Here is a 25,883-nt window from a genome sequence, read left to right as displayed (position 1 = left end):
TTGAAGCTTTCCCGTCCCGGCCTGGTTTGGCCCGGGCGGGTTTTTTTATGCCAGAATCGGATATGACTTCAGACCAGGTACTGCCCGAATTTCAAGCCGTCGATGGGGCGGCATTCCAGGCCATTGTGGCAGGCGAGCATCCGGCCATCCTGCGCGGCTTTGTCCGCCACTGGCCGGCGGTGCGGCGCGCGCTGGCTTCGCCCGAAGACCTGTGTGGCTACCTGATGGAGTGCGACAGCGGCGCGCCGGTCGACGCGCTGCTGGCAGGGCCGCAGGAACAGGGCAGGCTGTTCTACAGTGCCGGCATGAAGGGCTTTAACTTTGTTCGCCGCAAGCTGCCGCTGTCGGCCGTGATCGAGCAGCTGGCGCGCTATTCGCAGTTTGCCGACCCGCCTTCGGTGGCGGTGCAAAGCGCCCTGCTCGATGAGTGTGCGCCCCGCTTTGCGCGCGAACACATGCTTCCTTTTCTCGACGCCGCCGTGCGTCCGCGCATCTGGCTGGGCAATACCATCACCACGCCGGCCCATGTGGACCAGTCGCACAATCTCGCCTGCGTGGTGGCCGGGCGGCGCCGCTTCACCCTGTTCCCGCCCGATCAGGTGGGTAACCTGTATATCGGGCCGCTGGACTTCGCACCCACGCCCACGCCCATCAGCATGGTCGATTTCGCGCAGCCCGATCACGCGCGTTTTCCCCGCTTTCGCCAGGCACTGGCGCATGCCCTGGTGGCCGATCTGGTGCCCGGCGACGCGCTCTTCATCCCCACGCTGTGGTGGCACCATGTGCAGTCGCACGGCATGCTCAACATGCTGGTCAACTACTGGTGGCAGGCGTCGGCCGCGGTCGATGTGTTTGACAGCATGGTGGCCTGCATGCAGGCGCTGGGGGCGCTGCCGCCGGCACAGCGGCGCGCGTGGGCGGCCCTGTTCGGCCATTATGTGTTCGACCCGGCGCACCCGGGCGCGCATATCGACCCGCATGCGCGCGGCGTGCTGTCGGGCGCCAGGCCGTCCGGGCCGGCGCCGTAGACTGTCAGGCGGCGCGGGCGCGCCGTTCCGGGGGAGTGAGCCTGCCGGCACGCAGCTCGGTCACCGCGTTGCTGACCGCGCGCGCCACGCTGCGCACTTCAGCCTCGTAGTCGTGCTGCTCCTGCGCCGCGCCCGGTACGCCCTCGTGATAGCCCAGGTGATGGTCCAGCGCCGCAAAACTGTCCGCGTCCACCATGCCCATGCCATCGAGCCAGCCGGTCAGGTCTTCGCGCATGCCCGGCATCTGATCACGCTGGCCATGCACCACCACCCCGTAGGCGCGGTCGGCCAGCTTGGCGGTGTAGCCGGCAGCGGCCAGGCGGTCAATGGCGGGCCGGAACTGGCGTCCGATCGCCTCCGAGCCGGTGGGCGCAATGATCATGACGCCATCGGTAAACAGCCATTTTTCGTAGACGTCGGAGGAGCGGTGCAGGGCCGGGTCCAGCAATTCCACTTCCATGCCGGATTCCTCCAGCAACTGTTTTGACAGGTGCACCATGCGCACCGTGTGCTCGCGCTGGGCCGAATCGTCTTGTTCCGATCCATCAATCAGCAAAACGCGGCTGCGTTCGGCGCCCGGATTGTCCTGCTTGAAAATTACTGCATTCATGCGGTGATTCCTCCAACTAAGTACTCAAGTGCTGAATCAAGTATGCAAGAGATTTACCAATTGAAATGTTCGTTGGCTAACAAATGCAGTCAAGAAAAAAGGCGGGCGTGACTCGCGCCACGAACCGCCTCCCTCAGCCGCCTGACCGCGCGGACCGCGCGCTTATTTTGCCGGTGCCGCCGGCGCTGGTGCAGCAGCAGGCGCCGTCGCCGCGGGTGCAGCGCCGGCCGCAGCTGGTGCTGCCGTGCCTGCAGCCGGTGCATTCAGATGCAGTATCCAGTAGCGGGCAATGTCGGCCGCGCCGTCAGTGCCCTTGACTTCGCGCAGGGTCTTGAGTGCATCGTCCTTGCGGCCAGCCTTGGCGTACGCTGCGGCCAGGCGCAGCTTGCTGTCGTCGGCATTTTTCATGCCGCCCTTGGCGATGCCTTGCTCCATCATCTCGATGCCCTTGTCGGCCTGGTCCATGCCAACGTAGGCCAGGCCCAGGTTGAACAGGGGGGTGCCGGACTTGGCCTTCATGGCGCCCGCTTCGCCGTTGGCAATGGTCTTGGCATCGTCTGCCGCGTTCTTGGTTGCCTTGGCGAGCGCAGCCTTGTGCTTGGCAGCGTCAGCGCCATTGCCCAGCTTGCCCGCTGCAAAGCCTGCATCCAGCACTTGCTTGGCTTCGGCGAAGAAACCGGCAGCGGCGGCACGCTCAGCCATTTCGATATACTCCACATCTTCCATTTCCTTGGCCGTTGCCATCTGCAGGCGGTACACGTCCAGGCGCAGGCGCTCATTGAGGTTCTTCTGGTTGTGCAGACGGCGGATCAGGTCGGTCCAGAAATCGGCGCTCGGATAGCTGGCCACCAGCTTTTCGGTCGCGGCAATGTAGCCGGCATTGTCCTTGAGCTTGGCGGCGACACTGGCCAGCAGGCGGTAGTCTTCCTGCGATGGCTTGCGGCCTGCCTTTTCAGCCTCGGCAATCATGCGCTCCGCCTCCACCTTCGCATTGGCGAAGTCGTCGGTGATGTAGTAGGCGCGGGCCAGGGCCGGCGTCACTTTTTCCGGCGTCGGGCTTTCCTTCTGGTAGGTCTTCATCCATTCGATCGCCTTCTTGTAATCCTTGGCGTTGTAATGGTAGTTGGCCAGCGCCTCGATGAAGGTGGCTTTCTCCGTTGCGTTCAAGCGTCCCGAATTGATCACCGCTTCCAGCGCAGCCATGGCCATCTTGTCGTTGCCCGTGGTCGCGCCCAGCGACAGTTCCATGCGGTTGATCACGTACATCTCGTAAGGCGTAATGTTCGGGAAAGCGCGTGCGGCAGTCAGGTTCGCTTGCACAGCGGCGTAGTTTTTCGCCGCCATCATCTCCTTGACCTTGGCCGGATCGATCAGCTTGAACATGTCCGGACGAATGGTCTCTTGCGCCGCCGGTGCGGCGGCCGCAGCGGCCGGCTGGGCTTGCGCATGGGCGCTGGTGAGCAGGGCCGGCGCGGCGGAGAGGCCAAGGGCGGCGGCGATCAGGCTGAGGCGAACGAGACGAAACTGGGACATGGATAATCCTTTAAATAAATTGGTGCAGGTTTTGCTCTAACGCGCGAACCCGTCAAATAGTGGACATGTTATGTGGCAATAGAATTTCTCTGGAGCGCAGACGCTCGAGGCGAAGCGCATATTGTCACATAAACTAATCAATGGTGGCTTGATTCGACTGCGGAATAGTAACGGGATGTAAGAAGGCGTCGCCGGCGCTGTCAAACAGATGGCAGTGCCTGGCGTCGGGGCGTACGTGAATGATGGCGCCAGTGTGCAGGTCCACGCTGGTGGCGTGCTGGCGCAGCGCAATCGGGACCGCGTTGCCTGCAAGGCTGGCGTAGGCGATCGTCTGGTCACCGAGGTATTCCACCTGATTGACGGTCAAGGCGATGCTGTGGGGGCCGGCGCTGTCAGGCAGCAGGTGCTCGGCGCGAATGCCCAGCGTGAGCTGCTCGCCCGGCTGCGCACGGCGCGCGTCCACCGGCACCATCACTGCGGTGCCGTCGGCCAGACTCACCCTGGCACTCTGGGGGGCCGCTTCCACCAGCTGCGCCGCGATGAAATTCATTTTTGGCGCGCCCAGAAAGCCCGCCACGAACAGGTTGGCCGGCGCGTTGTACAGCGCCTGCGGCGTCCCCACCTGCGCAATGCGCCCCGCGTGGATGACGGCGATGCGCTGGCCAAGCGTCATCGCCTCCACCTGGTCGTGCGTCACGTAGATCATGGTCGCGCCCAGGTCCTGGTGCAGGCGCCGCAGTTCCGCGCGCATCTGCACGCGCAGACTCGCGTCCAGGTTCGAGAGCGGCTCGTCAAACAGGAACACGCCGGGCTTGCGTACGATGGCGCGCCCGATCGCCACGCGCTGGCGCTGGCCGCCGGAGAGATCCTTGGGCCGCCGCTGCAGCAGCTCCGTGATCTGCAGGATGTGGGCGGCGCGCTGCACCGCCTGCTCCAGCTGCGCACCCTTGCAGCCGGCCAGTTTGAGCGCAAATGCCATGTTTTCAAACACCGTCATGTGCGGGTACAAGGCGTACGACTGGAACACCATGGCCAGGTCGCGCCGCGCCGGCGCCAGATCATTGGCCCGCTGTCCGCCGATGGCGAGTTCACCTGCGCTGATGCGCTCCAGTCCCGCGATCATGCGCAGCAGGGTCGACTTGCCGCAGCCCGAAGGCCCCACAAAGACCATGAATTCGCCGTGGGCGATGTCCAGGTTCACGCCGTCAATGACGGCATGACCGTTGCCGTAGCGCTTGCCGATGCCCCGCAGGCTCACGCTTGCCATCAGGCCGGCGCCACGTTCTTTTGAATGGCACTCATGCCAATCATCTGCGACATCACCAAGACCGGCACCGAGCACGCCAGCACCCACAGGAAGAAGTTCTGGTAGCCGAGCGCGATCTGCACATCGCCGCTGAAGTACTTAAACAGCGCAAAGCCCAGCTGCATGATGCCGGTGGACAGTGCGTAGTGCGCGGTCTGGTATTTGCCCGGTGCGACCACCTGCATCATGTACAGGATCAGGCCCACGAAGCCAAAGCCGTAGCCAAACATTTCGACACCGAGGGCAAGGCCGATCACCGTCAGTTCGGTTGGCTGCGCGGCAGCGAGGTAGTAGAACACGATATTGGGCAGGTTCACGGCCAGGATCAGTGGCAGGATCGCGCGCTTGAGGCCCAGCCAGGAAGTGAAATAGCCGCCGGCAATACTACCGACAATGAATGCGACGGTGCCGGCGGTGCCGTACACGGCGCCCACTTCACTGGTGGACAGTCCCAGGCCGCCCAGCTCGCGTGCTTCGCGCAGGAACAAGGGGCCAATGGTCTGCACCTGTGCTTCGCCGGCGCGAAACAGGATGATAAAGGCGATCGCGATCCAGATGCCGGGCTTCCTGAAGTATTCAACAATCACTTCGTACAGGGTGGTGGCGATGTCGCGCGCGCTCTGACTGTTCACGGCGGCGTTGCGCGCCTGGGGCAGGGCGCTGAAATTGTACGCCGCCAGTACCACCATCGTGATCCCCAGGATCACGAACACCGAACTCCATGCCGATACCACGCCACTGGTCTTTTCCAGGTAACCGGCCAGCGACAGCAGCCCGCCCGCGGCCAGCACCCGGCCGGCATTGAAAAAGGTGCCGGTCCAGCCGGCGTACTGCGCCTGCTGCTTGTCATCGAGACTGACGATGTACAGGCCGTCGCAGGCGATATCGTGGGTGGCCGAGCAGATCGCGATCAGGGCCAGCATGACGATGACGGCCGCAAACCAGAACGGCAATTGCAGCGCTACCGCCACCAGCGCCAGGCAAATGCCGCCTGCCAGCTGGAACAGCACCACCATCTTCTTTTTGCTCGAGGCCAGTTCCATGAAGGGGCTCCAGAGCGGCTTGAGGATCCATGCGCCACCGAGCAGCGCGGTCCAGTGGGTAATGACGTCATTGGCCAGGCCCATGCTCTTTAACATCTGCCCGGCCAGGACCATTACCGCAAAAAATGGCAGGCCCTGGGCCAGGTACAGGCTGGGAACCCACCAGGCCGGACTGCTTGTGGATGATTTTTCGATCGTCATCGTGGTGCCTTCTGCTTATTCAAATCCCGGGACCGGGCACTTGCCGGCCGCTTCCAGCGACCCGGCCAGCCAGGCGTTGACCGCGTCCAGCGCGGGCGCGGCAAAGCCGTAGGTGATCAGGGCCGGCGCCGCGATGTCGAGCGCCTGGTACGGGTTCCACAGCGCCAAGTGCAGGTCCGGCTTCCAGGTCGCACGCGCGTTGGGGCCATAGCGCAGGCGCGAGGTAGAAGCCAGGAACACGAAGCGGCCGTCGTCCGGCAGGCTGGCCCAGTCAAAGCGCTCGGCGTCGCCAAAGGTAACCAGGTCAACCTCGTACAGGCGCGCCAGCGACGCCGCCACTGCCGCAGCAGGCACGCCGGCCTCGGACACGCCGTCACTGACCACGTCCTGGCGCACCACCAGGCGGACTTTTGATCCCGGCGCCGGGCGCTGCACATTGCCGCGCGCCGTCAGGCAGCGCTGCCAGCCGCGCTCCATGATCTGGCGGTCGTGCGCGTCTTCCAGGTAGTCGCGCGCCGTGCAGGGATACGCTTCGGCCAGGGCGTCCAGGCGTGCCAGGCGCTCGCTCACCTCCGACATGGGCAGGGCGCCGGCGCCAATTGCCTCGGCAATGGCATCGATGGTCTCGGCCTGCGTCGCGGGCGTGCCAAGCGCCATCACCATGTCGGCGCCGGCCAGCAGGGCGCGCACGGCGGCGGGGCCGGCGCCATAGCGGCCGGCGATGGCGTGCATGTCCATGCCGTCGGTGATGATCACGCCGCGGAAGCCCCATTGCTCGCGCAGCAGGTTGTGCAGGATGCGGCGCGACATGGTGGCCGGGTATTCGGCATCCAGCGCGGGGTACACGATATGGGCGGTCATGATGGCCGGCGCGTGGCCGCAGGCCATGCGGAACGGCTTGAATTCAAAGTTTTCCAGCTCGGCCAGCGGCTTGTCCACGGTTGGCAGGTCGCGGTGCGAGTCCACGTGGGTGTCGCCGTGGCCAGGGAAGTGCTTGACGCAGCAGGCCACGCCTTCGGACGCGCTGCCATCCATCCAGGCCATGGCCAGTTCCGTGGCGCGCTGTGGATCGGCGCCAAACGAGCGCTCCGCGATGACCGGGTTGTGCGGGTTGTTGTTCAAATCCAGCACCGGCGCGAAGTTCCAGTTAAAGCCCATTGATTTGACGGCGCGCGCGACGGCCGCGCCGATCTCGCGCGACAGGCCGGCGTCGTCCGCCGCGCCCAGTCCCATGGCCGCCGGTGGCGCCGGCACCCAGGTCGAGCGCACCACGGCGCCGCCTTCCTGGTCCAGTGCGATCAGGGAGCCGGGCCCCATCACCGCGCGCAGGTCCGCCGTCAGGCGCGAGAGCTGTTCGCGGTTGACCATGTTCCTGCGGAACAGGCACACACCGCGGATGCTGTGCTGGCGAATGAAGCTGGCGGTGGCAGCGTCAAGTTCGGTGCCGGGGAAGCGGATCATGATCAGTTGGCCCGCCAGTTGTTTCAGCTTCGTCGTCTCGTCCAGTGTGTTCATTTGACTGCTCCGTCCATGCCGCGCATGAAATATCGTTGGGTGAATAGGAATGCCGCCAGTGTCGGCAAGATGGTCAGCACGGTGCCGGCGGCAACCACGCGGATACTGCTGCCGAAGGTGCCGCGCAGGTACAGCACGCCCACCGACAGGGGAAAGCTGTCCGGCTTGCTCATCACGATCGAGGGCCAGATGTATTCGTTCCACGCTTCCACTGCGGTCAGGATGCCCACCGTGGCCAGCCAGGGCGCGATCAGGGGCAGCATGATGCGGGTGAAAATGGTCCATTCGCCGGCCCCGTCCACGCGCGCCGCGTCGATCAGGTCCTGCGGTACTTCTTCAAACGCCTGCTTGAGCAGCAGGATCGCGACCGCCGTCACGATATTGGGCAGGATGACGCCGGTGTAGCTGTCCACCAGGCTCAGTTTTGTCACGGTGATGAAGTTGACCAGGAAGTTGACTTCCGATGGCAGCACCAGCGTGGCGAGGATCACGCCAAACACCAGCCGGCGCCCGCGAAAATGCATGCGGGCCAGCGGGTAGGCGGCGGCAGAACAAAGGGCGAGCTTCCACAGCACCGTGAAGGCTGCGATCAGCACTGAATTTTTGAAGAACGCCAGCATGGGAATGGCATCGAACACCGCGTTGAAGTTGCTGAGCGACGGCGACTGCGGCCATAGCGTTGGCGGGTAAGCGAACACATTGCCTTCCGTGGAGAGGGCGGTGACCAGCGTCCACCAGAACGGAAATACGCACAGCACCGCGATGGCGCACAGCAGCAGATAGTGAAGGGCGGTGCGCATCAGCGGTGCCTTGGCCTGAGGTAGCGCAGGCAGGCCAGCGCAATGGCGATGCAGACCACCGACACCACCATGCTGGCCGCCAGTGCCCGGGGCAGCTTGAGGTGCTTGAGGCCCTGGTCATAGGCGTAATACAGGGCCGTGAAAGTGGAGTTCATCGGACCGCCTTGGGTGAGCACGTCCACCTCCTGGTACGCCTTGAGCGCGGCCAGGACCGACAGGATGGTGCACACCATGATGGTGGGGCGCAGCATGGGCACGGTGATGCGCCAGAACTGCTGCCAGCGCGTGGCGCCGTCGAGCAGTGCGGCCTCCTGCATATCCTTGGGCACGGCCTGCAGGGCTGCCAGGTACATCACCATGTACCAGCCAAGGCCGCGCCACATGGTCACGAACATGACGGCAAACAGCGCCAGCGTATCGTCCGACAGCCAGCCAATGGGCGCACTGGCCAGGCGCAGCTGCATGAACACATAATTGAGCGTGCCCTGCTCGTGGAACATGAAGCCCCACATGATGCCGACCACCGACACCGTGGTCACCACGGGAACGTAGAACGCGGCGCGAAAGTAACGGATGCCGGGCAGCTGGTTGTTGACCAACACCGCCAGCGCCAGTGCGCCCACCTGCACCAGCGGCACCATCAGCAAGAATAGCAGCGAATTTCTCAGCCCGGTGACGAACATCTCATTGTCGAAGATGTAGCGGAAGTTTTCCAGTCCCACCCATTCGGTGGGGCGCACCAGGCTGTAGTTGGTAAATGCCAGGTAAGAGCCATACAGCACCGGCCAGAAGGAAAACACGGCCAGCAGCACCAGGGCCGGCGCCAGGAACAGCCAGGGCTGGGCGCGCGCGTTCATTGCCGCGGCCTTTGACGGGCCAGCTTGCGGTCCCAGATCACGGCCGCCTGGTCGAGCGCCGTCTTGATGTCCTGGCGGCCCGTCACGCCCGCCTCCACCGCCTTGACCAGGAAACGCCGCAGCTCGTCGTAGTCTTCGACGCTGCCCACGTACAGGGTGCGCGAATGCGCCATGGACACCGCGCCCACTGCCACAGCCTTTTGCGCGGCCCCGGCGCCGGGCGGCAGCGCGAGGAAGAACGGATCGGCAGCGGCCTTGACGCGCGTCGGAAATACGCTGGCCTGGCGCGCGAACGCGAGCTGGCTGGCTTCGCCCGTGAGGTAGCGCGCGAATTTGCCGATGGCCGGCAGCTGTGACTTGTCCACGCCGGCCGGCACCGCGAAGTGGATCAGCCAGCCGCCATCGGATATGCCGGTCGGGCCAAGCGGCGCGGGCGCCACGTCGGTGATGGCATACACGTCCGGCGCGTCGGCCTCGATGCGTTTGAGGGCGCTGGGAGGGGCCAGCAGCATGCCGAGGCGGCCACCCTTGTAGGCATCGACCACCGCCGGGAAGTTATCTTCCGCGAACAGGCTTTCCTTGAGCAGGCCCCCGGCCTTGTAGGTCGCGGCCAGCTTCTGTACCAGCGCCACGTGGGCGGGCGAATTGAACGCGGCGCGGCCGTTGCGCAGGACCGGTAGTCCCTGCCACATGAACAGGCCATCGATCTTCGACAGCGCCGGTGCAATGCCGGCCTTGCCCGTGATGGCGGCGATCCGGCGTGCGAACGCGAGCTGTTCATCGAAACTGGCCGGTGCCCGGGTGAGACCTGCGGCCTTGAAAATCTGCGTGTTATAGGCGATGACGGCCACATTGCTGTACATCGGGAAACCGTAGGTCTTGCCCTGGAAGCGCAGGTCGGCCAGGGTGCTGGGAATGTAGCCTGGGCCGAGCAGGCCATCGACGGGCGTGAGCAGGCCATCGCGCGCATATTCGTCGGCCCAGGGCACATTCAGGTTGACCAGCGCCGGCGGCGTGCCGGCCACAATACGGGTGACCAGTTTGGTCTGGATGACGTCCCACGGGAAATCGATCCACTCCACCTTGACGCCCGGGTTGGCGGCCTCGTAATTGCGCACCACCGACTCGAAATATGGCGTGAAGCGCGGCTTCATGCTGAAGGTCCAGAATTCGATGTGGGTGGGTGCCCCCCACGCCGGCAGGGCCAGCGCCATCAATGCGGCAAGCAGGATCTTGATTGTCATTGATGGCGCGGCGGCTCAGTTGGTGCGGGTGACTTTGCTCAGGTGGCGTGGCCGGTCCGGATCCATGCCGCGTGCCCTGGACAGGTGGGCGGCCATGATGTAAAAGGCTTGCACGGCCACGATGGGGTCGAGGTCGGGAGTGGCGGCGGTGGGCAGCGTGAGGTCGCGTTCGGCCACATCTTCCGGCGCCGCCAGCAGGACCTTGGCGCCACGGGTGCGCATTTCGCTGGCCAGCTGCAGCACGCTGGCCTGCGTGGGGCCGCGCGTGGCGAAGATGAGCAGCGGATAGCCTTCTTCGATCAGTGCCATGGGACCGTGCTTGATTTCGGCGCCGCTGAAAGCCTCCGCCTGCAGGGCCGAGGTTTCCTTGAACTTGAGTGCTGATTCGAGCGCAATGGGAAAACTGATGCCGCGCCCCACCACCATGATATTGCGCGCCGGTGCCAGCACATCAAGGGCGCGTGACCAATCGACCTCGGATGCACGGCGCAGGGCGTCGGGCAGATCGCAGATGCCGTCCATGAGTTCTGCGTCGTACTGCCACTGGCTGACCAGGCGCGCGCCGGCGACCAGGCTGGCGATGAAGCTCTTGGTGGCGGCCACGCTTTGCTCTTTGCCTGCATGCAGCGGCATGGCCCATTCCGCGGCCTGCGCCAGGGGCGACTCGATATCGTTGACCAGGGCAATGGTGGTCGCTTCCCCATCGCGGAAGTAGCGCATCGGGTCGACCACGTCGGGACTCTGGCCCGACTGCGAAACGGCAATGGCCAGCGTGTCGCGCGTTTCGATGGGCGCCTTGTTGAGCGTGATGAGCGACATGGGCAGCGAAGCCACCACGCGTCCCATGCGCGCCATGATCAGGTAGGCGCAGTAGTTGGCGGCGTGGTCCGAGCTGCCGCGCGCGATCGTCAGCGCCGTGTCGAAATTGGTGGAGCGCAGCTTGCGGCCAAGGTCGGCGTAGCGCTCCACGTCCTGCGCCAGCTGCTGGGCGACGCATTCGCTGGCGGACATGGCTTCCTTAAGCATCAGTGAGGTCACAGGCTTCTCCTTCTATGTAGACTGCCTTGATATGGAGGTCGCGGTCCAGCACGACCATGTCGGCAAATGCACCGGTGGCCAGGCGGCCGCGCTCGGTTTCGCCCAGGTAGTCGGCGGCGTAGGTGGACACGCGGCGCGAGGCGTCCGCCAGGTCCAGTCCCAGCCCCACCAGGTTGCGCAGCGCCTGGTCCATGGTGAGCGTGCTGCCGGCCAGGGTGCCGTCGGGCAGGCGCACGCCGCCCATGCACTTCTGTACCCGGTGCCGGCCCAGCATGTACTCGCCGTCGGGCATGCCGGTGGCGGCGGTGGAATCGGTCACGCAGTACAGGTGCGGAATGGCGCGCAGCGCCACCTTGATGGCGCCCGGGTGCACGTGCATGAGGTCCGGGATCAGTTCTGCATACCGTGCGTGCGCCAGGGCCGCCCCCACCATGCCCGGCTCGCGGTGATGCAGGCCGCTCATGGCGTTGAACAGGTGCGTAAAGCCCGCGGCGCCATGCTCCAGGGCCGCCACGCCGTCTTCGTACGAACCGAGGGTGTGGCCAATCTGTACCCGGATGCCGGCGTCGGCCAGTTCGCGCACCAGCTGCAGGTGGCCGGCAATCTCGGGCGCCACGGTGATCAGGCGCAGTGGCGCATGGCGGCCCATTTCCTGCACCTCGGCCAGCGAGGCCGCGCGCGCATAGTTGGGCTGCGCTCCCAGCTTGCCGGAATTGATATACGGTCCTTCCAGGTGCACGCCCAGGATGTGGGCCGAGCCGGGGCGGCGCGCGGCGCACGCCTGGCCGATGGCCACCAGCGCTGCCGTGATTTCCTCCGGCGGCGCGGTCATGGTGGTAGCCAGCAGGCTGGTGGTGCCGTGCTTTGCGTGCATGGCCGCGACCACGTGCGGCGCGTCGCCCGCCTGCATGATGTCGCGCCCACCGCCGCCATGCACGTGCAGGTCGATAAAGCCGGGGATGATGTAATCGTCGCCGTTGGCTGCCGGGTCCACCGGGCCGCCTTCAATGGCGTCGATACGGGTGCTGTAGCCGATACTGCCGCCGACCCAGCCTTGCGGGGTCAGGATATTGCCTTTAATAGTTTCTCTCATCTGCGCGACTCCGCTACGAATTCATAATAATCACTACGGCAGTATGAGTGTGTAAGCTCCACCGCGGCGCCGCTTTCAAGATAGCTCACGCGCGTAATGTGCAACATGGCCGCTCCGGGCGCCAGTCCAGCCAGGCGCGCCTGCTCGGCGCTGGCATTGACGGCCTTGATGTGCTGCTGCGCGCGCATGGGGATGGCGCCGCGCGCTTCGAGGTAGCCGTACAGGGAATCGATCACCCCATGCGGGTCCGGCATGTGGATGGCCGGGATGGTGGTCGTTTCGATGGCCATGACCACATCGTCGGCCGTGCGCAGGCGTTTCAGGCGCACCACCGGCATGTTGGGCGACAGGCCGAGCGAGAGCAGCTCGACCGGCGTGGCAATGCCCGTTTTCCGTTCGATCCAGCGCGAGCCGGCAGCAAAGCCGCGCTGGCTCAGTTCTTCGGAAAAGCTGGTCAGGCGCGCCAGCGGCTGCTCCAGCTTGGGCGTGATGTAGGTCCCCGAGCCGCGCCGGCGGGTGAGCATGCCGCGCTCGCACAGCATGTCGATGGCCTTGCGCGCCGTCACGCGCGAAATGTCCAGCATGTCCGACAGCATGCGCTCGGACGGCAGCGCTTCATTGGCACGCCAGTCGCCACTGGTGATGCCTGACGAGAGTTTGTTCGCCAGCTGCACGTACAGGGGCGTGACACTGTCGGTATCGCGTTTGAAGTCGCGCAGCTGGGCAAGCATGTCAATCTCCCTGTAGGTACATGGCAATCATGCGCAGCGCGCCGCTGGCGGCGTCGCCCTGTGGCGTCACCGTGCGCGCCAGCAGCGCCCCCGGCAGGTAACTGCGCAGGGGAGCGCCCAGGCCGCCGCACAAGGCCAGTGGCAGCGTGCCGTCCGGGTCGAGCGCATCGGCGATGGCGGCCACCTCGCGCGCCGCCTCCACCAGCATGGCGCGCGCGACGACGTTACTGTCCGCATGGGCAATGACGATCGGTGCCAGCGAGGCATAGGCAGTCTGGGTGGCCTTGCCCAGCCAGACCTGGATGGCATTGCGCTCGCCGCCGCAGGCATCGATCACGGCCTGGGCAAAATCGCTGTGGTGGGCGCGCCCGTCGAGCACTTTCTGGATATGGTTGACCGCGCGCAGGCCAATCCAGCCGCCGCTTGCTTCATCCCCGGCCGGGAAGCCCCAGCCGCCCACTTCGCGTTCGCTGCCGTCGGCCAGCAGGGCTTCGCCCACGCTGCCGGTGCCGATGGCGACAATGATGCCGCTCTTGCCCTGGTGCGCGCCAAGCAGGGTGGTGAAACCGTCGTGATGGAGCTTGAGTGCGCCAAAACCGGGGCTGGCGGCTTGAAATTCGGCTGCCCACTGCTGGTTATGCACCCCGGCCAGGCCAAGGCCAATGGCGATGTGCGCATTGGCCGGGCGGGCCAGGGCAGCGCTGGCGAACGCCTTGTTGATCGCCTCGTCAATCGACTGCCAGGCGTTGGAGATGCCAAGCGAGAGCCCCGATGGCCCGCCGCTGCCTTGCGCCAGCTCCACGCCATCAGCGCTTGCCAGCCGTACGCGGGTGCCGGTTCCGCCGCCGTCGACGCCGATGAGATATTCGATCATTGAGCAGTTGGGTTGTGATCAGGAGAGGGCACTATAGGGTCGTGTAACCACCTTGTCAACAGGTATTTAAGTGGTATTGTTATTGCCGGAATTGGCATTGGGGGCGGGCGCTGGATGGCGTGACTAAGCCGTTGAATCTTAAAGAGTTAGCCAGCGGTTATAATGGTATGCCTTTGGTGCTGGTCCAGTGTCATAGTATTATCGGGTGAAGCGTTTCCAGGATGCGTGGTGTCAAAATCCGCTGCCGGGCATCTCGATGCCGTTCAGGCGCCGGAACAGTGTCAGGGCGAACGAATCGGTCATGCCGGACACGTAATCGGTGGCGCCAAGCAGCCGCTGGTAGCGGGTGGCGCCGGCAGCGAACTGCGCCGGTACGATCTGCACGATTTTCCTGTGGGCGCTGGAGCGCAGTGCCGGCTCCTGTACCAGGGCGGGCACGAATTTGGCAAGCAGGCCACCCAGGATCTCGAAGCCGGCCGCCTCGATCTGCAGGACCGCCGGCGTCGAATAGATCTGGGCGCGTGACAGCTCGGCAATGGCGCGCAGCTGGGGCGCAAAGGCGCAGCGGTCAACCAGGGACGATTCAAACGTGCCTGCCATGAGCGCGGCGTAATGGGTCTTGAATGCCTCGACCACGGCATGGATCAAGACGCCGATGGCGCGCGCCCGCAGATATTCCACGCGGCCCGTATTATCGTGCACCTGGGTGTACGATTCGCTGGTGCTGCCGGCGCCGTCAAAGGCAATCGGCATCAGCAGCGCTTCGACTTCCCTGAACGATACGCGGCCCACGCGGTGCCCGTCTTCCAGGTCGACCACGCCGTAACAGATATCGTCTGCCGCTTCCATGAGAAAGGCCAGCGGGTGGCGCGCGCAGCTGCCATTGCTTTTCCTGATCAAGCCTGTTTCGCTTGCCACGCGCTCGAAGGTGGGCGCGTCGTGCTGGAAGAAGTTGAATTTCTTTTCGCTGATCAGGCGGCCGTTGGCATCGGCCAGCACCGAGCCGCGCGGATACTTGAGAAAGGTGGACAGCACGGCATAGGTCAGCTGGAAGCCGCCCCGGTCGAGCGCATTTTGCAAGCGCGTGATCAGGCGAAAGCCCTGGGCATTGCCTTCAAAGTCGCGCAGGTCGGCCTGTTCGGCCTGGCTCAGGCCGTCGAGATAGCGCGCGCCGCCGTCGCGAAACCAGCTCTGGATGGCGTCTTCGCCCGAATGGCCGAAAGGTGGATTGCCCAGGTCGTGGGCCAGGCAGCTGGCTGCGACGATACTGCCAAAGTCCTGGGGCAGGATGTCCGGCGCGCCGGGCTGCTGCAGGATGAATTCTCCGCACAGCATGCCCAGCGAGCGGCCCACGGACGACACTTCGATGCTGTGGGTCAGCCGGGTGCGGACATAGTCGCTGTCCGACAGCGGGAATACCTGGGTCTTGTCCTGCATGCGCCGGAACGCGCTCGAATACACAATGCGGTCCCAGTCCTTGAGAAACTCCGAGCGCGCATCGGGGCGGCCGGCGTCCTGTTCGCGTCCCAGGCGCCTGCTTGACACCAGCTTGTTCCAGTCCATGCCCATCTGCTCTCCCGTTCAAGTGCATGCATGGTAAGACATTTTTGGCAGGTGCCAATAGAAAAGCGCCTCGGGCCGTTACCGGGCCGAGGCGCTTTGCGACACTGAAACCAGATTACTTCATGATCCAGTCGAACTGGCTTGCTTCGGAGGCGCGGCGGTTGCTGTTCGCTTCGATCGCCTTGGCGCGGCTGGCGCGGCGCGCGGCTTGTTCCTGTTCGGCGGCGACAACGGCTGCCTGGGCTGCGGCGACCTGGGCGGCGGCGGCTGCGGTGGCAGCGGTAGCAGCAGTTGCGGCCGGAGCGTCGGCAGCCAGGGCGGTGCCGGCAAAGGCGAGAGCGGCAATAGCGGTGCAGAGTTTCGATGCATTCATGGTATTTCTCCTGGTTTCTTGCTCAGTTACTTCAGATGCGGCTGCTTACTTCATGAACCAGTCGGCCTGGCCAGCTTCCGTCGCGCGGCGCTGCTTGGCGGCGCTGATGGCTTCGGCGCGAACCTGCTCGCGGCTGTTGCCGGCTGGCTGGGCGATGGCGACGGCCTGGGCGGCGGCGGCAACGGCGGCGGTGGTCACGGCGGTGGTGGCAACCGGGGTATCGGCGGCGGCAGCGGAACCGGCAAATACGAGTGCGGCGATGGCGGTGAACAATTTCGATGCATTCATGGTATTTCTCCTGGTAAGTGGCGCGGTGCGCCGACCGAATCTACAGTTGAACTGTGGGCAGTGGATTACTTGGCGATCCAGTCGAACTGGCCGGCTTCGGTCGCGCGGTGGTTCTTGACCGCTTCGGTCGCTTCGGCGCGCACTTCGGCGCGGGTACGCACGCCAGTCTTGCCCTGGGTGGCTGCCAGGCTCTTGGCGGCAACACTGACCTGGGCGGTGGCAGCGGCGGCGGTCACGGTGGCGTTAGCGGCAGGCACGTCGGCGGCAAAGGCGGAACCGGCAAAAGCGACGGTGGCGAGGGCGGCAAACAGTTTCGATGCATTCATGGTATTTCTCCTAAGTGGTTGGTTAATCACCGCTTCGGCGGTGGCGAGGAGCGTTGTTCGCTCATCCATGAAACGAAGTCTACGTGTTGCAGCCGAGGTAAAAAAGGTGAATACTGGCAATACAATGTTGCGTAAATCGGGATAATCGGACTCAAAATGGACAGACTCCAATCAATGCGCGTCTTCGCCAAGGTGGTGGAACATGGCAGTTTCGCCCGTGCGGCCCAGGTGTTGGACATGTCCAATACCGTCGTCACGCGCAATATTGCAGATTTAGAGGCACACCTCGGTACCCGGCTGCTCAACCGCACCACACGCAAACTGTCGCTGACGGAAACCGGTCACAACTATCTGGAGCGGGTCAAACAGATCCTTGCCGATATTGATGATGCCGACGCGATGGCCTCGTCATCGGCGCGCAAGGCCAGCGGCACGCTGCGAATTTACTGCCAGACCAGCTTTGGCCAGTCGCAGCTGGCCCGCCTGCTGCCCATGTACAGCGAGCTGATGCCCGATGTGGTGCTGGACGTGACCCTGGCCGACTATCCGGTCGACCTGGTGGAGGAGGGCTTCGATATCGGCATCTTGCTGGGGCTGCAAAAGTTCGAGGCGACGATGATTGCGCGCCGTCTGGCCATGTCCAAGCTGGTGCTGTGCGCCTCGCCAGAGTATGTCGCCAGGCATGGCGAGCCGAAGACGCCGTATGAAGTGTCCAATCACAAGGTGCTTAATTTTGCCTTTGAACAACTGCGCCACAGCTGGCCGGTGTCCTTCGATGGGCAGGGGCCCAAGGGTGAGATTCCGATTTCGAGCCGCATGGTGTCCAATAACGGTCTGGTGCTGCGCCATGCCGCGCTGGCGGGCCTGGGCATCATGGTGCGGTCCTCCTTCACGCTCGATGACGACTTCAGCAGTGGCCGCCTGGTTCAGCTGCTCAAGGGCCACCCGCTGGGCACCATGCCGGTCAATCTCATCTATCCGAGCCGGCAGCTGATGTCGTTCAAGGTACGCAGCTTTGTCGACTTCATGAGCGCGCAGTTCCCCCATCCCGAGAGCGACCCCTGGCTCGATTCTGCCCCGCACTGAAGTGCTCCGTTTCTTTCATGCCACATCTACGCGGCAAACGAACAGGGCTGCCTGGACAGGTGTGATACATTTCTCATTGGAACTTATTCATTCGTCTTTGGCATGAAGTCCCGGGCCGGGCCGAAGCGGCATCCCGCTGCATTGGCCGCATAGGAAACAACAACAACAAGTTGCGCGAGCAGTTTCTGCTCACCTCGAAAGCCCGCCCCGTGCGGGCTTTTTTTCCTTGTGTTGAATTGATGGCGAATTGTTGCGCGCAAGTGTCATAATGTGGGCAAAGGCGCCATGAGCGTAGGGAGATTGACATGATTCGGTATATGGGTACGCGGAAAAATATGGAAGGCACCACCGTGTATGTCTTTGTCATTAACGGGCTGCAAAAGGAAGTGCGCGAAAGCGCCCTCAAGCAGCACCCGGGATGTTACGAAGCCCTGCCGGCATCGGCCAAGGCGCAGATTGCCGCCAACCGCAGCTGGATGTCCAAGCTGTAGCGCCAGCGCATATGGACCAGGCACTCGCCTCCGCCGCCGCGGCGCCATCCAGGCGCCGGTTGCGGCAGCGCGCGCTGGCCAGCGTGGCGCTGCTGCTGGTCATGGCCCATGGCCCGGCCCCCGCCGCCCCGTCCACCTTCGGTCCCGTGATCGGCAGCGCGGTGCTGTGCCGCAGCCACCTCGACAACGCCTACTTCCACGCCTATCTTTCCAAGGCATTCGGCCCTTCATACAAGCATGCACAGGGTGCCTACTGGTTCAAGGCCGAAGGGACGCTGTGGGGCACGCCGGTGAGCGAGATCATGGTCAGCGACGATTCGAGCGACATCATCTTTGTTGGCGCCGTCACCGACGCCGCGCCCGACAAGCTGGCCGAATCCATTCGCGCCGCCTCGGGTGTGGGCCATCAGGCGCTGGACGCCTCAAAATACCCGGTGCGCGCTTCGCGCCCTGGCAGCAAAATCGTCTACTTCAACAGCAAGAGTAAAATCTACTGCGCCAAATACAAGCCGCTGCCCATTTTGCGCTGACCGCGCCGGCGCTATTTTCGGGAATCCATGTACACCCACTTCTTCAATCTGAAGCAATCGCCGTTTTCGATCGCCCCTGATCCGCGCTACCTGTTCATGAGTGAACGCCACCGCGAAGCGCTGGCCCACCTGCTGTACGGGGTGGGCAGCGGGGGCGGTTTTGTCTTGCTGACCGGCGAAATCGGGGCCGGCAAGACCACCGTTTGCCGCTGCTTCATCGAGCAGATTCCGGCCAACTGCCGGCTGGCCTACATCTTCAATCCCAAGCTCACCGTGCAGGAGCTGCTGCTGACGATCTGTGACGAATTCCGGATTGCCGTGGCGGTGCCGGGCGGCGGCCCGCTCAGCGTCAAGACCTATGTGGACGCGATCAACCTGCACCTGCTGGCCAGCCATGCGGGCGGCAAGAACAATGTGCTGATCATTGACGAGGCCCAGAACCTGTCGGCCGACGTACTTGAGCAGCTTCGCCTGCTGACCAACCTTGAAACCAACGAGCGCAAGCTGCTGCAGGTGATTTTGATCGGCCAGCCGGAGCTGCGCACCATGCTGGCCCGCCCCGAGCTCGAGCAGCTGGCGCAGCGGGTCATCGCACGCTACCACCTGGGTCCCTTGAGCGAAGAAGAAACGGGCACCTATATCGGCCATCGCCTGGCCGTGGCGGGTGCGCTGGCGGCGGCGCCATTCCCGCCAGCGCTCATTCCCCGCATCCACCGGCTGACCCATGGTGTCCCGCGCCGCATCAACCTGCTGTGCGACCGCGCACTGCTTGGCGCCTACGTTGAAAACAGCCCGCACGTCACGCGTGCCATTTTGCGGCGCGCGGCGCAGGAAGTCTTTGCCGAGCAGCCGGGCATGGCGCCAGCCAGAAAGCGCTGGCCGCTGGTGGCCACGGCGGTGCTGGCCGGGGTGGCGGTGAGCGCTGCCGCGGCCTGGCGCCTGATGCCCGAACGCGCAGCGCCGGCCGCCAGCGTTGCCGCAGTACGCGCGCCGGCTGCCAGGGCAGCAGTGCCGGCCGCCATGCCGGTGGCGCACAGCGATGAACAGGTGGCCCTGCGCGAACTGGCCACCTTGTGGGGCCAGGCGCTCCCCGAGGGCGACGCCTGCCAGGTGGGCAAGCGCCTGAACCTGCGCTGTCATCAGGGGCGCGGCGGGCTGTACGAATTGCGCCAGCTTGACCGGCCTGCCATTCTCACGCTGCGCGACGGGCCGAATGTCGGCTACATGCTGATGACGGCCATGGATGAGGCCAGCGTGACGCTGCGGGTGCAGGGCAAGGCGCACAAGGTGCCGGTGTCTGCCCTGACCGCCCGCTTTGACGGCGCCTACACCACGTTCTGGAAGATGCCGCGCTTTTATCGCGACGAGATTGCCGCCGGTGGCAGCGGCGCCGATGTGGACTGGATCGCCGCGCGCCTTGCGCAGTTGAGCAATGCGCCCGTGCCCGCGGCGGGGCAGGCGCTCGACGCGCGCATGCAGGCCGCGTTGCGCACATTCCAGGCTGCGCAAAACCTCAAGGTGGACGGCGTGGCCGGCCCGCGTACCTACATGCGCCTCAACCAGCTGTCGGGCGTGGCCGAGCCGCGCCTGCTGGGCGCCGCCAATACGGAAAAACGATAATGTCTTACATCCTCGAAGCACTGAAAAAAGCGCAGGCCGAGCGGCAGCTGGGCAACGCGCCATCGATCCATACCATGCCGATTCCCACGGCCAGCCAGGAACGCAGTGGCGCGGCACCGCTGCCGCTGCTGCTGGCCGGCGGTGGGCTGCTGCTGGCGCTGGCCGCCGCTGCCCTGTGGTGGCGCCAGGCGGCGGCCCCGGTCGCGCCGGCCCCTGCTGCCGTGCTGGCCGCTACCCCGGCCCCGGCACCGGCAGTGATCGTGGTGCCGCCGTCACCACAGGATGCGCCGGTGGCCATGGCGCCGGCGCCGCCCGAGCGCGCGAGCGCACCTGTCACCGCGCCGGTCACCGCACCTGCCGCGCGGGTTGCCGCGCCCCCATCGCCGCCCGCGCCTGCCGCCGCGCCCCCTGCTCCCAGGGCGGTGGCCACGGCAACCGTGCCGCAGGGGCCGCGCGACGCGGCCAGTGCGCCTGATGAAAGCATCCCCTTTGCCACCCAGCTGCCGGAACAGATCCAGCGCGAGCTGCCCAAGCTCGCCTTTGGCGGCTATATGTACTCCAAAAATCCCGCCGACCGCCTGCTCCTGATCGACAACGTGCTGCGCCACGAAGGGCAGGAAGTGGCGCCCGGCGTGATCCTCGAGCAGCTTCAGCCGCGCGCCGCCGTGCTCAATTACCGCGGCACCCGCTACCGGGTTGCTTACTGATGGCGTCACCTTTTACACCTGCGCAGCAGGGTGGGGGCGGCCGGGTACTGGGCGTGGTTGGCTGGTCCGGCAGCGGCAAGACCCAGCTGCTGGAATACCTGGTGCAGCAGCTCGTGGCCCGTGGGGCGCGGATCAACGTCATCAAGCACAGCCACCACGACATTCTGCTCGAACCACCGCACAAGGACAGCGCGCGGCTGCGCATGGCCGGCGCGGCCCAGGTCATGATCGCGTCGCCCTACCGCGTGGCCGTGATGGAAGAGCTGCGCGGGGCGCCGGAACCGACCCTGGCCGCCCAGCTGGGCGCGCTGCGTCCGGCCGACCTGACGCTGGTGGAAGGCTACAAGTGGGAAAGCATTCCCAAGCTCGAAGTATTCCGTCCGGTGCTGGGGCAGCCGCCGCTGTACGGCACGGACGAGTTCATCATGGCCGTAGCCTCCGACCAGCCGCCCCCGGCGGGACTGCGCCCGGGACTGGACTGGCTCGACCTGAACGAGCCGGCCGGGGTGCTGGCCTGGGTCAGCCGGCATTTTTTTCAACATAATCCTCAAGTTTCCGAAAACGGCGCCGTAATTCAGGGATAGGCATAAATTCGGGAGCAGATCATGGATGTCAATTCGGTAGCAAAACTGGCCGGCAGCGTCGCGGAAACCGGTATCAAGCAGGAAGTGGGACTTGCCGTGCTCAAGCGCGCACAGGATATCCAGGCCAGCACGGCCACCCAGCTTCTCAATGCCATCCAGACCCCGCCGGCGCCGCAGAATCTGCCGCCCAACCTGGGCCGCAACATCAATACCACTGCCTGACGAACGGCGCGTCAACCCACCCGGCAGCACCAGCGTTAACCAAGGTGCTGCCCGGCTCGGTAGTGTGAACGGCCCGGACCTTCGGAAGCGAAGACCGGGCTTTTTTATCTCTGTTGCAAGCAAAAGTAAAATGCCGCGCGTAAATCAACGGCACGCTTGATAATGGGCCAGCATCAGGTAATATCACTATTTCGATATTTGCAAATTACTAATAAGACGGAGATTCCATGAACAAGCGTAAAGTTGTGATCGCAGCAGCACTGGCTGGTCTGTGCGTGGGCACCCTCGGTGTTGCGTATGCCGAACCGCACAAGGAAGCCAAAGGCGAGACGGAAAAATGCTATGGCGTGGCCAAGGCTGGCCAGAACGACTGCGGCAGCGCCAACGGCTCGCATTCCTGCGCCGGCCAGGCCAAGGTGGACAATGACCCCAACGAATGGAAGGCCGTTCCAAAGGGTACGTGCGTCAAGGCTGGCGGCAAGCTCGAAAAGAGCAAGTAAGTACGGCGGGGCAGGGGATGGAACACGCCATGCGCGTGGGCGTGGGCCTGCGCGCTCCCCACTATCGCCAGTTTCTCGAGCAGCGGCCCGCGCTCGACTGGCTCGAAGTCCATACTGAAAATTTCCTCACGCCTTCCGGCTGGGACTGGCACGTGCTGCAGCAATTGCGGCGCGACTATCCTTTCAGCCTGCACGGCGTCGGCCTGGGCCTGGGATCGGCGCGTGGCTTTTCCGACGCCCATCTCGAGAACGTGCGCGCCCTCGTGCAGCGGGTGGAGCCCATGCTCGTTTCCGAGCATCTGAGCTGGGGCGCGGTCCAGGGGCGCCAGCTGCACGACCTGCTTCCCATCGTCCTCGATGACGAACACCTCGACCTGCTGTGCCGGCGCATCGACCGCGTACAACATGCGCTGGGGCGCCAGATCCTGCTTGAAAATGTCTCCGCCTACCTGCGTTTCCATGCCGATTCCATGAGCGAGGCACAATTCATGGCGGCCCTGGTGCAGCGCACCGGCTGCGCCCTCCTGCTCGACGTGAACAACCTGTACGTCAACCAGTGCAATCACGGAGAAGATGCGCTGGCCGCGCTCGCCGCGATCGCGCCCGGCAGCGTGGGCGAGATCCACGTGGCGGGCCATCTGGTCACGCCGCTGGCGCTGGTCGACCATCACGGGGCGGCGGTCGCGCCCGAAGTATGGTCGCTCTACCAGGCGGCGCTGGGCCGGTTTGGGGCGGTACCGACGCTGGTGGAATGGGATACCGACATTCCGCCGCTCGAAGTACTGCTGGGCGAAGCCGCCAAGGCCCGGGTAATGGCCCGGGACGCCGCGCCGGCCCTTGCAAGCCCGCGCGCGGCGCTGCCGGTCCAGGCGTCGCTTGCCTATGGGTCCACCATCCAGGCCGACTTTGCAGACGCCCTGATTGCCCACGACATGCGCGTGCTGCCCCGGCTCAAGGGCAACCCGGAACGCCTTGGGCTATACCGTGGCAACCTGACGGCGAGCTGGGACAAGGCATTGTCGGCAGCCTTTCCCGTGGTGCGCGCGCTGATGGGTGAAGAATTCTTTACGGCGCTGGCGCGGGCCTATGGCCGCGCCCACCCGTCCGCGCATCCGGACCTGAATCAGTTCGGACACACCTTTGCCGACTTTCTCGCCAGCTTCGAGCACGTGGCCGACTATCCGTATTTGCCCGACATGGCGCGCCTGGAATGGCTGCTGCACCGGGCCCATTACGCAGCTGACGCGCCGGCGCTGGGAATGGCAGCGCTGGCCGCGCTGACCCCGGAGCAGATCGAATCCACCGGGTTGCCCTTGCATCCGGCATGCGCCCTGTTCGCATCGCGCTGGGCAGTGGTGCCCCTGTGGCAGGCGCACCAGCCCGGCAGCGGGTTCGACTTTCCGGAGCAGCTGGAGGTGGCCAGCCATGCCGCCGTGGTGCGGCCGCGCTGGAACAGTGCAGTCGTGCCGGTCGGCGCATCGACCCACGCCGCCCTGGCGCAGCTGGCGCAGCACGCCACGCTGGGCGAGGCGCTGGACGCCGCCTTCGACCTTGACGAGCAGTTCGATGTGGCGGCCAATTTCCGGCTGTGGATAGCAGAAGGCATGCTGGCGGCGCTGCCCGCCTGAGGAAAGGGCGCTTATTTGAAGGCGCGCATGATGCACGCTTCGCCGCCCTGATCGGCGTGCAGCGCGATGGCCGCCCGTGTGGCCTCCATCATGCGGGCCAGGCGGGCTTCCTCAAACCGTTCCAGTTCGCAGTTGGCCTTCAGGAGCGCCGCCGTCAGGCGCGTACGGGCTTCTTCATACGGGGTACCCGTGTATTGGCTGGTATTGCCGAGCAGTCCCTCCGCATTTTCAATCACGGCGCGCAGGTCGCCGATCAAGCGGTCCTGGTCGGGCGAACTGTCGTGATGGCTATCCATGGCAGCACCTTGCAGCGTTGACGATGTCCTTGAATATAAACAAGCAATGCTATTTTTCTTTTAACCGGGAACAAGGTCCTGGCCTGGGCAATCGATTGTGCGCGTGTTCAGGTGACGGAAATGCGCACATCGCCCAGCGCCACTACCTGGCCCGAGCGGATCTTGGCGGTCTTGCGCAATTCCTTCTTGCCATCGACCGACACCACGCCGCTGGCCACCAGATTCTTGCCGGCGCCGCCACTGTCGCACAGGCCGGCCAGTTTGAGCAGCTGGTTCAGCTCGACGAATTCGCCCGCCAGGTCGAAGGAAATTTTTTGCATGGTGGTCTTTGACAAAGGATAAGGAAAAGGCGCAGCTTACAGGCCCGGGCGCGTCATTGCCAGTGGGTCGATCCACTGGCCAAACTGTTCCTCGCTCACAAAGCCAAGTGCCAGCGCCGCTTCCTTGAGCGTGGTGCCTTCCTGCTGCGCCTTCTTGGCGATCTGGGCGGCCCTGTCGTAGCCGATGTGGGGCGCCAGCGCCGTGACCAGCATCAATGAGCGCTCCATCAGTTCCCCGATGCGCGCCCGGTTCGGCTCAATGCCGCGGGCGCAATGCGCATCAAAGGACAGCATGCCATCGGTGAGCAGGCGCGCGCTTTGCAGAAAGTTATGCGCGATCATGGGCTTGAACACATTGAGCTCGAAATTGCCCGACGCCGCCCCGATGGACAGGGCCACATCATTGCCCAGCACCTGGCAGCACAGCATCGTCATCGCCTCGCACTGGGTCGGGTTGACCTTGCCGGGCATGATCGAGCTGCCTGGCTCATTTTCAGGAATCGTGATTTCGCCCAGGCCGGAGCGCGGGCCGGACGCCATCCAGCGTACATCATTGGCAATCTTCACCAGTGCCGTGGCGAGCGTCTTGAAGGCGCCATGGGCGGCCACCAGCGCATCATGCCCGGCCAGGGCCATGAACTTGTTGGGCGCGCTCTTGAAGGACAGGCCCGTGCGCGAGCCCAGTTCGGCCGCCATGCGGTTGGCGAAATCGGGATGCGTGTTCAGGCCGGTGCCAACTGCCGTGCCGCCGGCGGCCAGCTGCAGGAGGCCGGGCAGGGCGGCGCGGATGGCGTGCTCGGAAAACTCCAGCTGCGCCACATAGGCCGAAAATTCCTGGCCCAGTGTCAGGGGCGTGGCATCTTGCAGGTGAGTGCGCCCGATCTTGACGATGTCCTCGAACTCGCGCGTCTTGGCCGTAAAGGTGGCGCGCAGCCTGACCAGGGCCGGCAGCAGCTGGTGCATCACGGCCTGCGCCGCCGCCACATGCATGGCGGTGGGGAAGATATCGTTGGACGACTGCCCCATGTTCACATGATCATTGGGGTGCAGCAGCCGGCCTTCACCGCGCTGGCCGCCCATGAGCTCGGAGCCACGGTTGGCCAGCACCTCATTCATGTTCATGTTGGTCTGGGTGCCGGAACCGGTTTGCCAGACTGCCAGCGGGAATTCGCCCTCATGCTGGCCTTCGAGGACTTCCTCGGCGGCGCGCATGATCGCTTCCGCCTTGGGGGCATCGAGCAGGCCGAGCGACCGGTTCACGGCCGCCGCAGCGCGCTTGACCTGGGCCAGGGCAGCGACCAGCTCGGGCGCCATGCGCTCGCTCGAGATGGCGAAATGGTGGAGCGAGCGCTGGGTCTGGGCGCCCCACAGGCGGTCGGCGGGCACATCGATGGGCCCAAAACTGTCCTTTTCGCTTCTCGTTTGCATGGCGGATCCTGTTTTTTTGCATTCGGATTAAAGAGTTTACTCCAACGC

The 25,883-nt window shown here is 64.7% G+C and carries 29 protein-coding genes; 10 read left to right on the top strand and 19 right to left on the bottom strand.

Going from position 1 to position 25,883, the window contains the following annotated elements:
• Nucleotides 1–62: 62 nt before the first annotated feature.
• Complete coding sequence (locus KY495_RS02465; RefSeq protein ID WP_219882198.1) at nucleotides 63–1,028, top strand: cupin-like domain-containing protein; 966 nt, start codon at nucleotides 63–65, stop codon at nucleotides 1,026–1,028.
• A 4-nt stretch (nucleotides 1,029–1,032) separates the two neighbouring features.
• Here the strand turns inward: KY495_RS02465 and KY495_RS02460 are convergent, their stop codons facing one another.
• The 16 genes from KY495_RS02460 to KY495_RS02385 form a co-directional block, all read right to left on the bottom strand.
• Nucleotides 1,033–1,638, bottom strand: coding sequence for an NAD(P)H-dependent oxidoreductase (locus KY495_RS02460; RefSeq protein ID WP_219882197.1), 606 nt, complete (start codon nucleotides 1,636–1,638; stop codon nucleotides 1,033–1,035).
• A gap of 162 nt (nucleotides 1,639–1,800) precedes the next feature.
• The gene (locus tag KY495_RS02455; RefSeq protein WP_219882196.1) at nucleotides 1,801–3,171 is read right to left on the bottom strand and encodes a lipopolysaccharide assembly protein LapB; all 1,371 of its coding nucleotides are present in this window, start codon (nucleotides 3,169–3,171) and stop codon (nucleotides 1,801–1,803) included.
• Between the two features lie 133 nt (nucleotides 3,172–3,304).
• Nucleotides 3,305–4,438, bottom strand: coding sequence for an ABC transporter ATP-binding protein (locus tag KY495_RS02450; protein WP_219882195.1), 1,134 nt, complete (start codon nucleotides 4,436–4,438; stop codon nucleotides 3,305–3,307).
• Nucleotides 4,438–5,721, bottom strand: coding sequence for an MFS transporter (locus tag KY495_RS02445; protein WP_219882194.1), 1,284 nt, complete (start codon nucleotides 5,719–5,721; stop codon nucleotides 4,438–4,440). The genes KY495_RS02450 and KY495_RS02445 overlap by 1 nt, the downstream gene beginning before the upstream one ends.
• Nucleotides 5,722–5,736: 15 nt before the next feature.
• Nucleotides 5,737–7,236 (bottom strand): beta-N-acetylhexosaminidase, encoded by a 1,500-nt coding sequence (gene nagZ, locus KY495_RS02440; RefSeq protein ID WP_229518465.1) that lies wholly within the window; start codon nucleotides 7,234–7,236, stop codon nucleotides 5,737–5,739.
• Nucleotides 7,233–8,036 (bottom strand): carbohydrate ABC transporter permease, encoded by an 804-nt coding sequence (locus tag KY495_RS02435; RefSeq protein WP_219882193.1) that lies wholly within the window; start codon nucleotides 8,034–8,036, stop codon nucleotides 7,233–7,235. Before KY495_RS02435 ends, nagZ begins: the two co-directional genes overlap by 4 nt.
• Nucleotides 8,036–8,893: a carbohydrate ABC transporter permease gene (locus tag KY495_RS02430; protein ID WP_219882192.1), complete on the bottom strand. Its 858-nt coding sequence runs from the start codon at nucleotides 8,891–8,893 to the stop codon at nucleotides 8,036–8,038. The genes KY495_RS02435 and KY495_RS02430 overlap by 1 nt, the downstream gene beginning before the upstream one ends.
• A complete protein-coding gene (locus KY495_RS02425) occupies nucleotides 8,890–10,137 on the bottom strand; it encodes an ABC transporter substrate-binding protein (protein ID WP_219882191.1) in 1,248 nt (415 codons plus the stop codon). The genes KY495_RS02430 and KY495_RS02425 overlap by 4 nt, the downstream gene beginning before the upstream one ends.
• Nucleotides 10,138–10,152: 15 nt before the next feature.
• Nucleotides 10,153–11,163, bottom strand: coding sequence for an SIS domain-containing protein (locus tag KY495_RS02420; protein ID WP_219884017.1), 1,011 nt, complete (start codon nucleotides 11,161–11,163; stop codon nucleotides 10,153–10,155).
• A complete protein-coding gene (gene nagA / locus KY495_RS02415; protein WP_219882190.1) occupies nucleotides 11,156–12,268 on the bottom strand; it encodes an N-acetylglucosamine-6-phosphate deacetylase in 1,113 nt (370 codons plus the stop codon). Before nagA ends, KY495_RS02420 begins: the two co-directional genes overlap by 8 nt.
• Nucleotides 12,265–12,999 (bottom strand): GntR family transcriptional regulator, encoded by a 735-nt coding sequence (locus tag KY495_RS02410; protein WP_219882189.1) that lies wholly within the window; start codon nucleotides 12,997–12,999, stop codon nucleotides 12,265–12,267. Before KY495_RS02410 ends, nagA begins: the two co-directional genes overlap by 4 nt.
• A gap of 1 nt (nucleotide 13,000) precedes the next feature.
• Nucleotides 13,001–13,873 (bottom strand): BadF/BadG/BcrA/BcrD ATPase family protein, encoded by an 873-nt coding sequence (locus tag KY495_RS02405; RefSeq protein ID WP_219882188.1) that lies wholly within the window; start codon nucleotides 13,871–13,873, stop codon nucleotides 13,001–13,003.
• 231 nt (nucleotides 13,874–14,104) lie between these two features.
• Entirely contained in the window at nucleotides 14,105–15,436 is a 1,332-nt protein-coding gene (locus KY495_RS02400; protein ID WP_219882187.1) for a deoxyguanosinetriphosphate triphosphohydrolase, read from the bottom strand.
• A 115-nt stretch (nucleotides 15,437–15,551) separates the two neighbouring features.
• On the bottom strand, nucleotides 15,552–15,809 hold the full coding sequence (locus tag KY495_RS02395; protein WP_219882186.1) for a hypothetical protein: 258 nt from the start codon (nucleotides 15,807–15,809) through the stop codon (nucleotides 15,552–15,554).
• 45 nt (nucleotides 15,810–15,854) lie between these two features.
• Complete coding sequence (locus tag KY495_RS02390) at nucleotides 15,855–16,097, bottom strand: hypothetical protein (RefSeq protein ID WP_219884418.1); 243 nt, start codon at nucleotides 16,095–16,097, stop codon at nucleotides 15,855–15,857.
• Between the two features lie 65 nt (nucleotides 16,098–16,162).
• A complete protein-coding gene (locus KY495_RS02385; protein ID WP_219882185.1) occupies nucleotides 16,163–16,423 on the bottom strand; it encodes a hypothetical protein in 261 nt (86 codons plus the stop codon).
• A gap of 156 nt (nucleotides 16,424–16,579) precedes the next feature.
• On the opposite strand from KY495_RS02385, the gene KY495_RS02380 reads away from it, so the two are divergent.
• The 9 genes from KY495_RS02380 (at nucleotide 16,580) to KY495_RS02340 (ending at nucleotide 23,791) form a co-directional block, all read left to right on the top strand.
• Complete coding sequence (locus KY495_RS02380; RefSeq protein ID WP_219882184.1) at nucleotides 16,580–17,509, top strand: LysR family transcriptional regulator; 930 nt, start codon at nucleotides 16,580–16,582, stop codon at nucleotides 17,507–17,509.
• 335 nt (nucleotides 17,510–17,844) lie between these two features.
• Nucleotides 17,845–18,000, top strand: a complete 156-nt coding sequence (locus KY495_RS02375) for a hypothetical protein (RefSeq protein ID WP_229518464.1) — start codon at nucleotides 17,845–17,847, stop codon at nucleotides 17,998–18,000.
• 11 nt (nucleotides 18,001–18,011) lie between these two features.
• On the top strand, nucleotides 18,012–18,530 hold the full coding sequence (locus tag KY495_RS02370) for a hypothetical protein (RefSeq protein WP_219882182.1): 519 nt from the start codon (nucleotides 18,012–18,014) through the stop codon (nucleotides 18,528–18,530).
• A gap of 27 nt (nucleotides 18,531–18,557) precedes the next feature.
• Nucleotides 18,558–20,150 (top strand): ExeA family protein, encoded by a 1,593-nt coding sequence (locus tag KY495_RS02365; RefSeq protein ID WP_219882181.1) that lies wholly within the window; start codon nucleotides 18,558–18,560, stop codon nucleotides 20,148–20,150.
• Nucleotides 20,150–20,857, top strand: a complete 708-nt coding sequence (locus tag KY495_RS02360) for a general secretion pathway protein GspB (RefSeq protein WP_219882180.1) — start codon at nucleotides 20,150–20,152, stop codon at nucleotides 20,855–20,857. The genes KY495_RS02365 and KY495_RS02360 overlap by 1 nt, the downstream gene beginning before the upstream one ends.
• Entirely contained in the window at nucleotides 20,857–21,441 is a 585-nt protein-coding gene (gene mobB, locus KY495_RS02355) for a molybdopterin-guanine dinucleotide biosynthesis protein B (protein WP_219882179.1), read from the top strand. Before KY495_RS02360 ends, mobB begins: the two co-directional genes overlap by 1 nt.
• A 21-nt stretch (nucleotides 21,442–21,462) precedes the next feature.
• Nucleotides 21,463–21,663 (top strand): YjfB family protein, encoded by a 201-nt coding sequence (locus KY495_RS02350; RefSeq protein WP_219882178.1) that lies wholly within the window; start codon nucleotides 21,463–21,465, stop codon nucleotides 21,661–21,663.
• A gap of 227 nt (nucleotides 21,664–21,890) precedes the next feature.
• Nucleotides 21,891–22,163 (top strand): DUF2282 domain-containing protein, encoded by a 273-nt coding sequence (locus tag KY495_RS02345; RefSeq protein ID WP_219882177.1) that lies wholly within the window; start codon nucleotides 21,891–21,893, stop codon nucleotides 22,161–22,163.
• Between the two features lie 17 nt (nucleotides 22,164–22,180).
• Nucleotides 22,181–23,791, top strand: a complete 1,611-nt coding sequence (locus KY495_RS02340; RefSeq protein ID WP_219882176.1) for a DUF692 family multinuclear iron-containing protein — start codon at nucleotides 22,181–22,183, stop codon at nucleotides 23,789–23,791.
• An 11-nt stretch (nucleotides 23,792–23,802) separates the two neighbouring features.
• Here KY495_RS02340 and KY495_RS02335 read toward each other — a convergent pair whose 3' ends face one another.
• From KY495_RS02335 to fumC, 3 genes are all read right to left on the bottom strand, one after another.
• Nucleotides 23,803–24,087, bottom strand: a complete 285-nt coding sequence (locus KY495_RS02335) for a DUF883 family protein (protein WP_219882175.1) — start codon at nucleotides 24,085–24,087, stop codon at nucleotides 23,803–23,805.
• A gap of 107 nt (nucleotides 24,088–24,194) precedes the next feature.
• A complete protein-coding gene (locus KY495_RS02330) occupies nucleotides 24,195–24,407 on the bottom strand; it encodes an RNA-binding S4 domain-containing protein (protein ID WP_219882174.1) in 213 nt (70 codons plus the stop codon).
• Nucleotides 24,408–24,443: 36 nt separating this feature from the next.
• Entirely contained in the window at nucleotides 24,444–25,835 is a 1,392-nt protein-coding gene (gene fumC, locus KY495_RS02325) for a class II fumarate hydratase (RefSeq protein ID WP_219882173.1), read from the bottom strand.
• Nucleotides 25,836–25,883 lie beyond the last annotated feature (48 nt).

Source organism: Massilia sp. PAMC28688 (genome assembly GCF_019443445.1).
In the GTDB taxonomy this organism is placed as follows: Bacteria; Pseudomonadota; Gammaproteobacteria; order Burkholderiales; family Burkholderiaceae_D; genus Telluria_A.
This window is presented reverse-complemented; position numbering and strand designations above follow the sequence as displayed.

Coding starts and splice junctions, on each gene's coding strand:
- KY495_RS02370 (WP_219882182.1), top strand. CDS start 18,012: ATGGACCAGGCACTCGCCTCCGCCGCCGCGGCGCCATCCAGGCGCCGG.
- mobB (WP_219882179.1), top strand. CDS start 20,857: ATGGCGTCACCTTTTACACCTGCGCAGCAGGGTGGGGGCGGCCGGGTA.
- KY495_RS02360 (WP_219882180.1), top strand. CDS start 20,150: ATGTCTTACATCCTCGAAGCACTGAAAAAAGCGCAGGCCGAGCGGCAG.
- KY495_RS02420 (WP_219884017.1), bottom strand. CDS start 11,163: ATGCTTAAGGAAGCCATGTCCGCCAGCGAATGCGTCGCCCAGCAGCTG.
- KY495_RS02375 (WP_229518464.1), top strand. CDS start 17,845: ATGGAAGGCACCACCGTGTATGTCTTTGTCATTAACGGGCTGCAAAAG.
- KY495_RS02380 (WP_219882184.1), top strand. CDS start 16,580: ATGGACAGACTCCAATCAATGCGCGTCTTCGCCAAGGTGGTGGAACAT.
- KY495_RS02450 (WP_219882195.1), bottom strand. CDS start 4,438: ATGGCAAGCGTGAGCCTGCGGGGCATCGGCAAGCGCTACGGCAACGGT.
- KY495_RS02405 (WP_219882188.1), bottom strand. CDS start 13,873: ATGATCGAATATCTCATCGGCGTCGACGGCGGCGGAACCGGCACCCGC.
- KY495_RS02350 (WP_219882178.1), top strand. CDS start 21,463: ATGGATGTCAATTCGGTAGCAAAACTGGCCGGCAGCGTCGCGGAAACC.
- KY495_RS02385 (WP_219882185.1), bottom strand. CDS start 16,423: ATGAATGCATCGAAACTGTTTGCCGCCCTCGCCACCGTCGCTTTTGCC.
- nagZ (WP_229518465.1), bottom strand. CDS start 7,236: ATGAACACACTGGACGAGACGACGAAGCTGAAACAACTGGCGGGCCAA.
- KY495_RS02345 (WP_219882177.1), top strand. CDS start 21,891: ATGAACAAGCGTAAAGTTGTGATCGCAGCAGCACTGGCTGGTCTGTGC.
- KY495_RS02340 (WP_219882176.1), top strand. CDS start 22,181: ATGGAACACGCCATGCGCGTGGGCGTGGGCCTGCGCGCTCCCCACTAT.
- KY495_RS02435 (WP_219882193.1), bottom strand. CDS start 8,036: ATGCGCACCGCCCTTCACTATCTGCTGCTGTGCGCCATCGCGGTGCTG.
- KY495_RS02330 (WP_219882174.1), bottom strand. CDS start 24,407: ATGCAAAAAATTTCCTTCGACCTGGCGGGCGAATTCGTCGAGCTGAAC.
- KY495_RS02445 (WP_219882194.1), bottom strand. CDS start 5,721: ATGACGATCGAAAAATCATCCACAAGCAGTCCGGCCTGGTGGGTTCCC.
- KY495_RS02430 (WP_219882192.1), bottom strand. CDS start 8,893: ATGAACGCGCGCGCCCAGCCCTGGCTGTTCCTGGCGCCGGCCCTGGTG.
- KY495_RS02390 (WP_219884418.1), bottom strand. CDS start 16,097: ATGAATGCATCGAAATTGTTCACCGCCATCGCCGCACTCGTATTTGCC.
- KY495_RS02400 (WP_219882187.1), bottom strand. CDS start 15,436: ATGGACTGGAACAAGCTGGTGTCAAGCAGGCGCCTGGGACGCGAACAG.
- KY495_RS02460 (WP_219882197.1), bottom strand. CDS start 1,638: ATGAATGCAGTAATTTTCAAGCAGGACAATCCGGGCGCCGAACGCAGC.
- KY495_RS02465 (WP_219882198.1), top strand. CDS start 63: ATGACTTCAGACCAGGTACTGCCCGAATTTCAAGCCGTCGATGGGGCG.
- KY495_RS02425 (WP_219882191.1), bottom strand. CDS start 10,137: ATGACAATCAAGATCCTGCTTGCCGCATTGATGGCGCTGGCCCTGCCG.
- nagA (WP_219882190.1), bottom strand. CDS start 12,268: ATGAGAGAAACTATTAAAGGCAATATCCTGACCCCGCAAGGCTGGGTC.
- KY495_RS02335 (WP_219882175.1), bottom strand. CDS start 24,087: ATGGATAGCCATCACGACAGTTCGCCCGACCAGGACCGCTTGATCGGC.
- KY495_RS02395 (WP_219882186.1), bottom strand. CDS start 15,809: ATGAATGCATCGAAACTCTGCACCGCTATTGCCGCTCTCGCCTTTGCC.
- KY495_RS02365 (WP_219882181.1), top strand. CDS start 18,558: ATGTACACCCACTTCTTCAATCTGAAGCAATCGCCGTTTTCGATCGCC.
- KY495_RS02410 (WP_219882189.1), bottom strand. CDS start 12,999: ATGCTTGCCCAGCTGCGCGACTTCAAACGCGATACCGACAGTGTCACG.
- fumC (WP_219882173.1), bottom strand. CDS start 25,835: ATGCAAACGAGAAGCGAAAAGGACAGTTTTGGGCCCATCGATGTGCCC.
- KY495_RS02455 (WP_219882196.1), bottom strand. CDS start 3,171: ATGTCCCAGTTTCGTCTCGTTCGCCTCAGCCTGATCGCCGCCGCCCTT.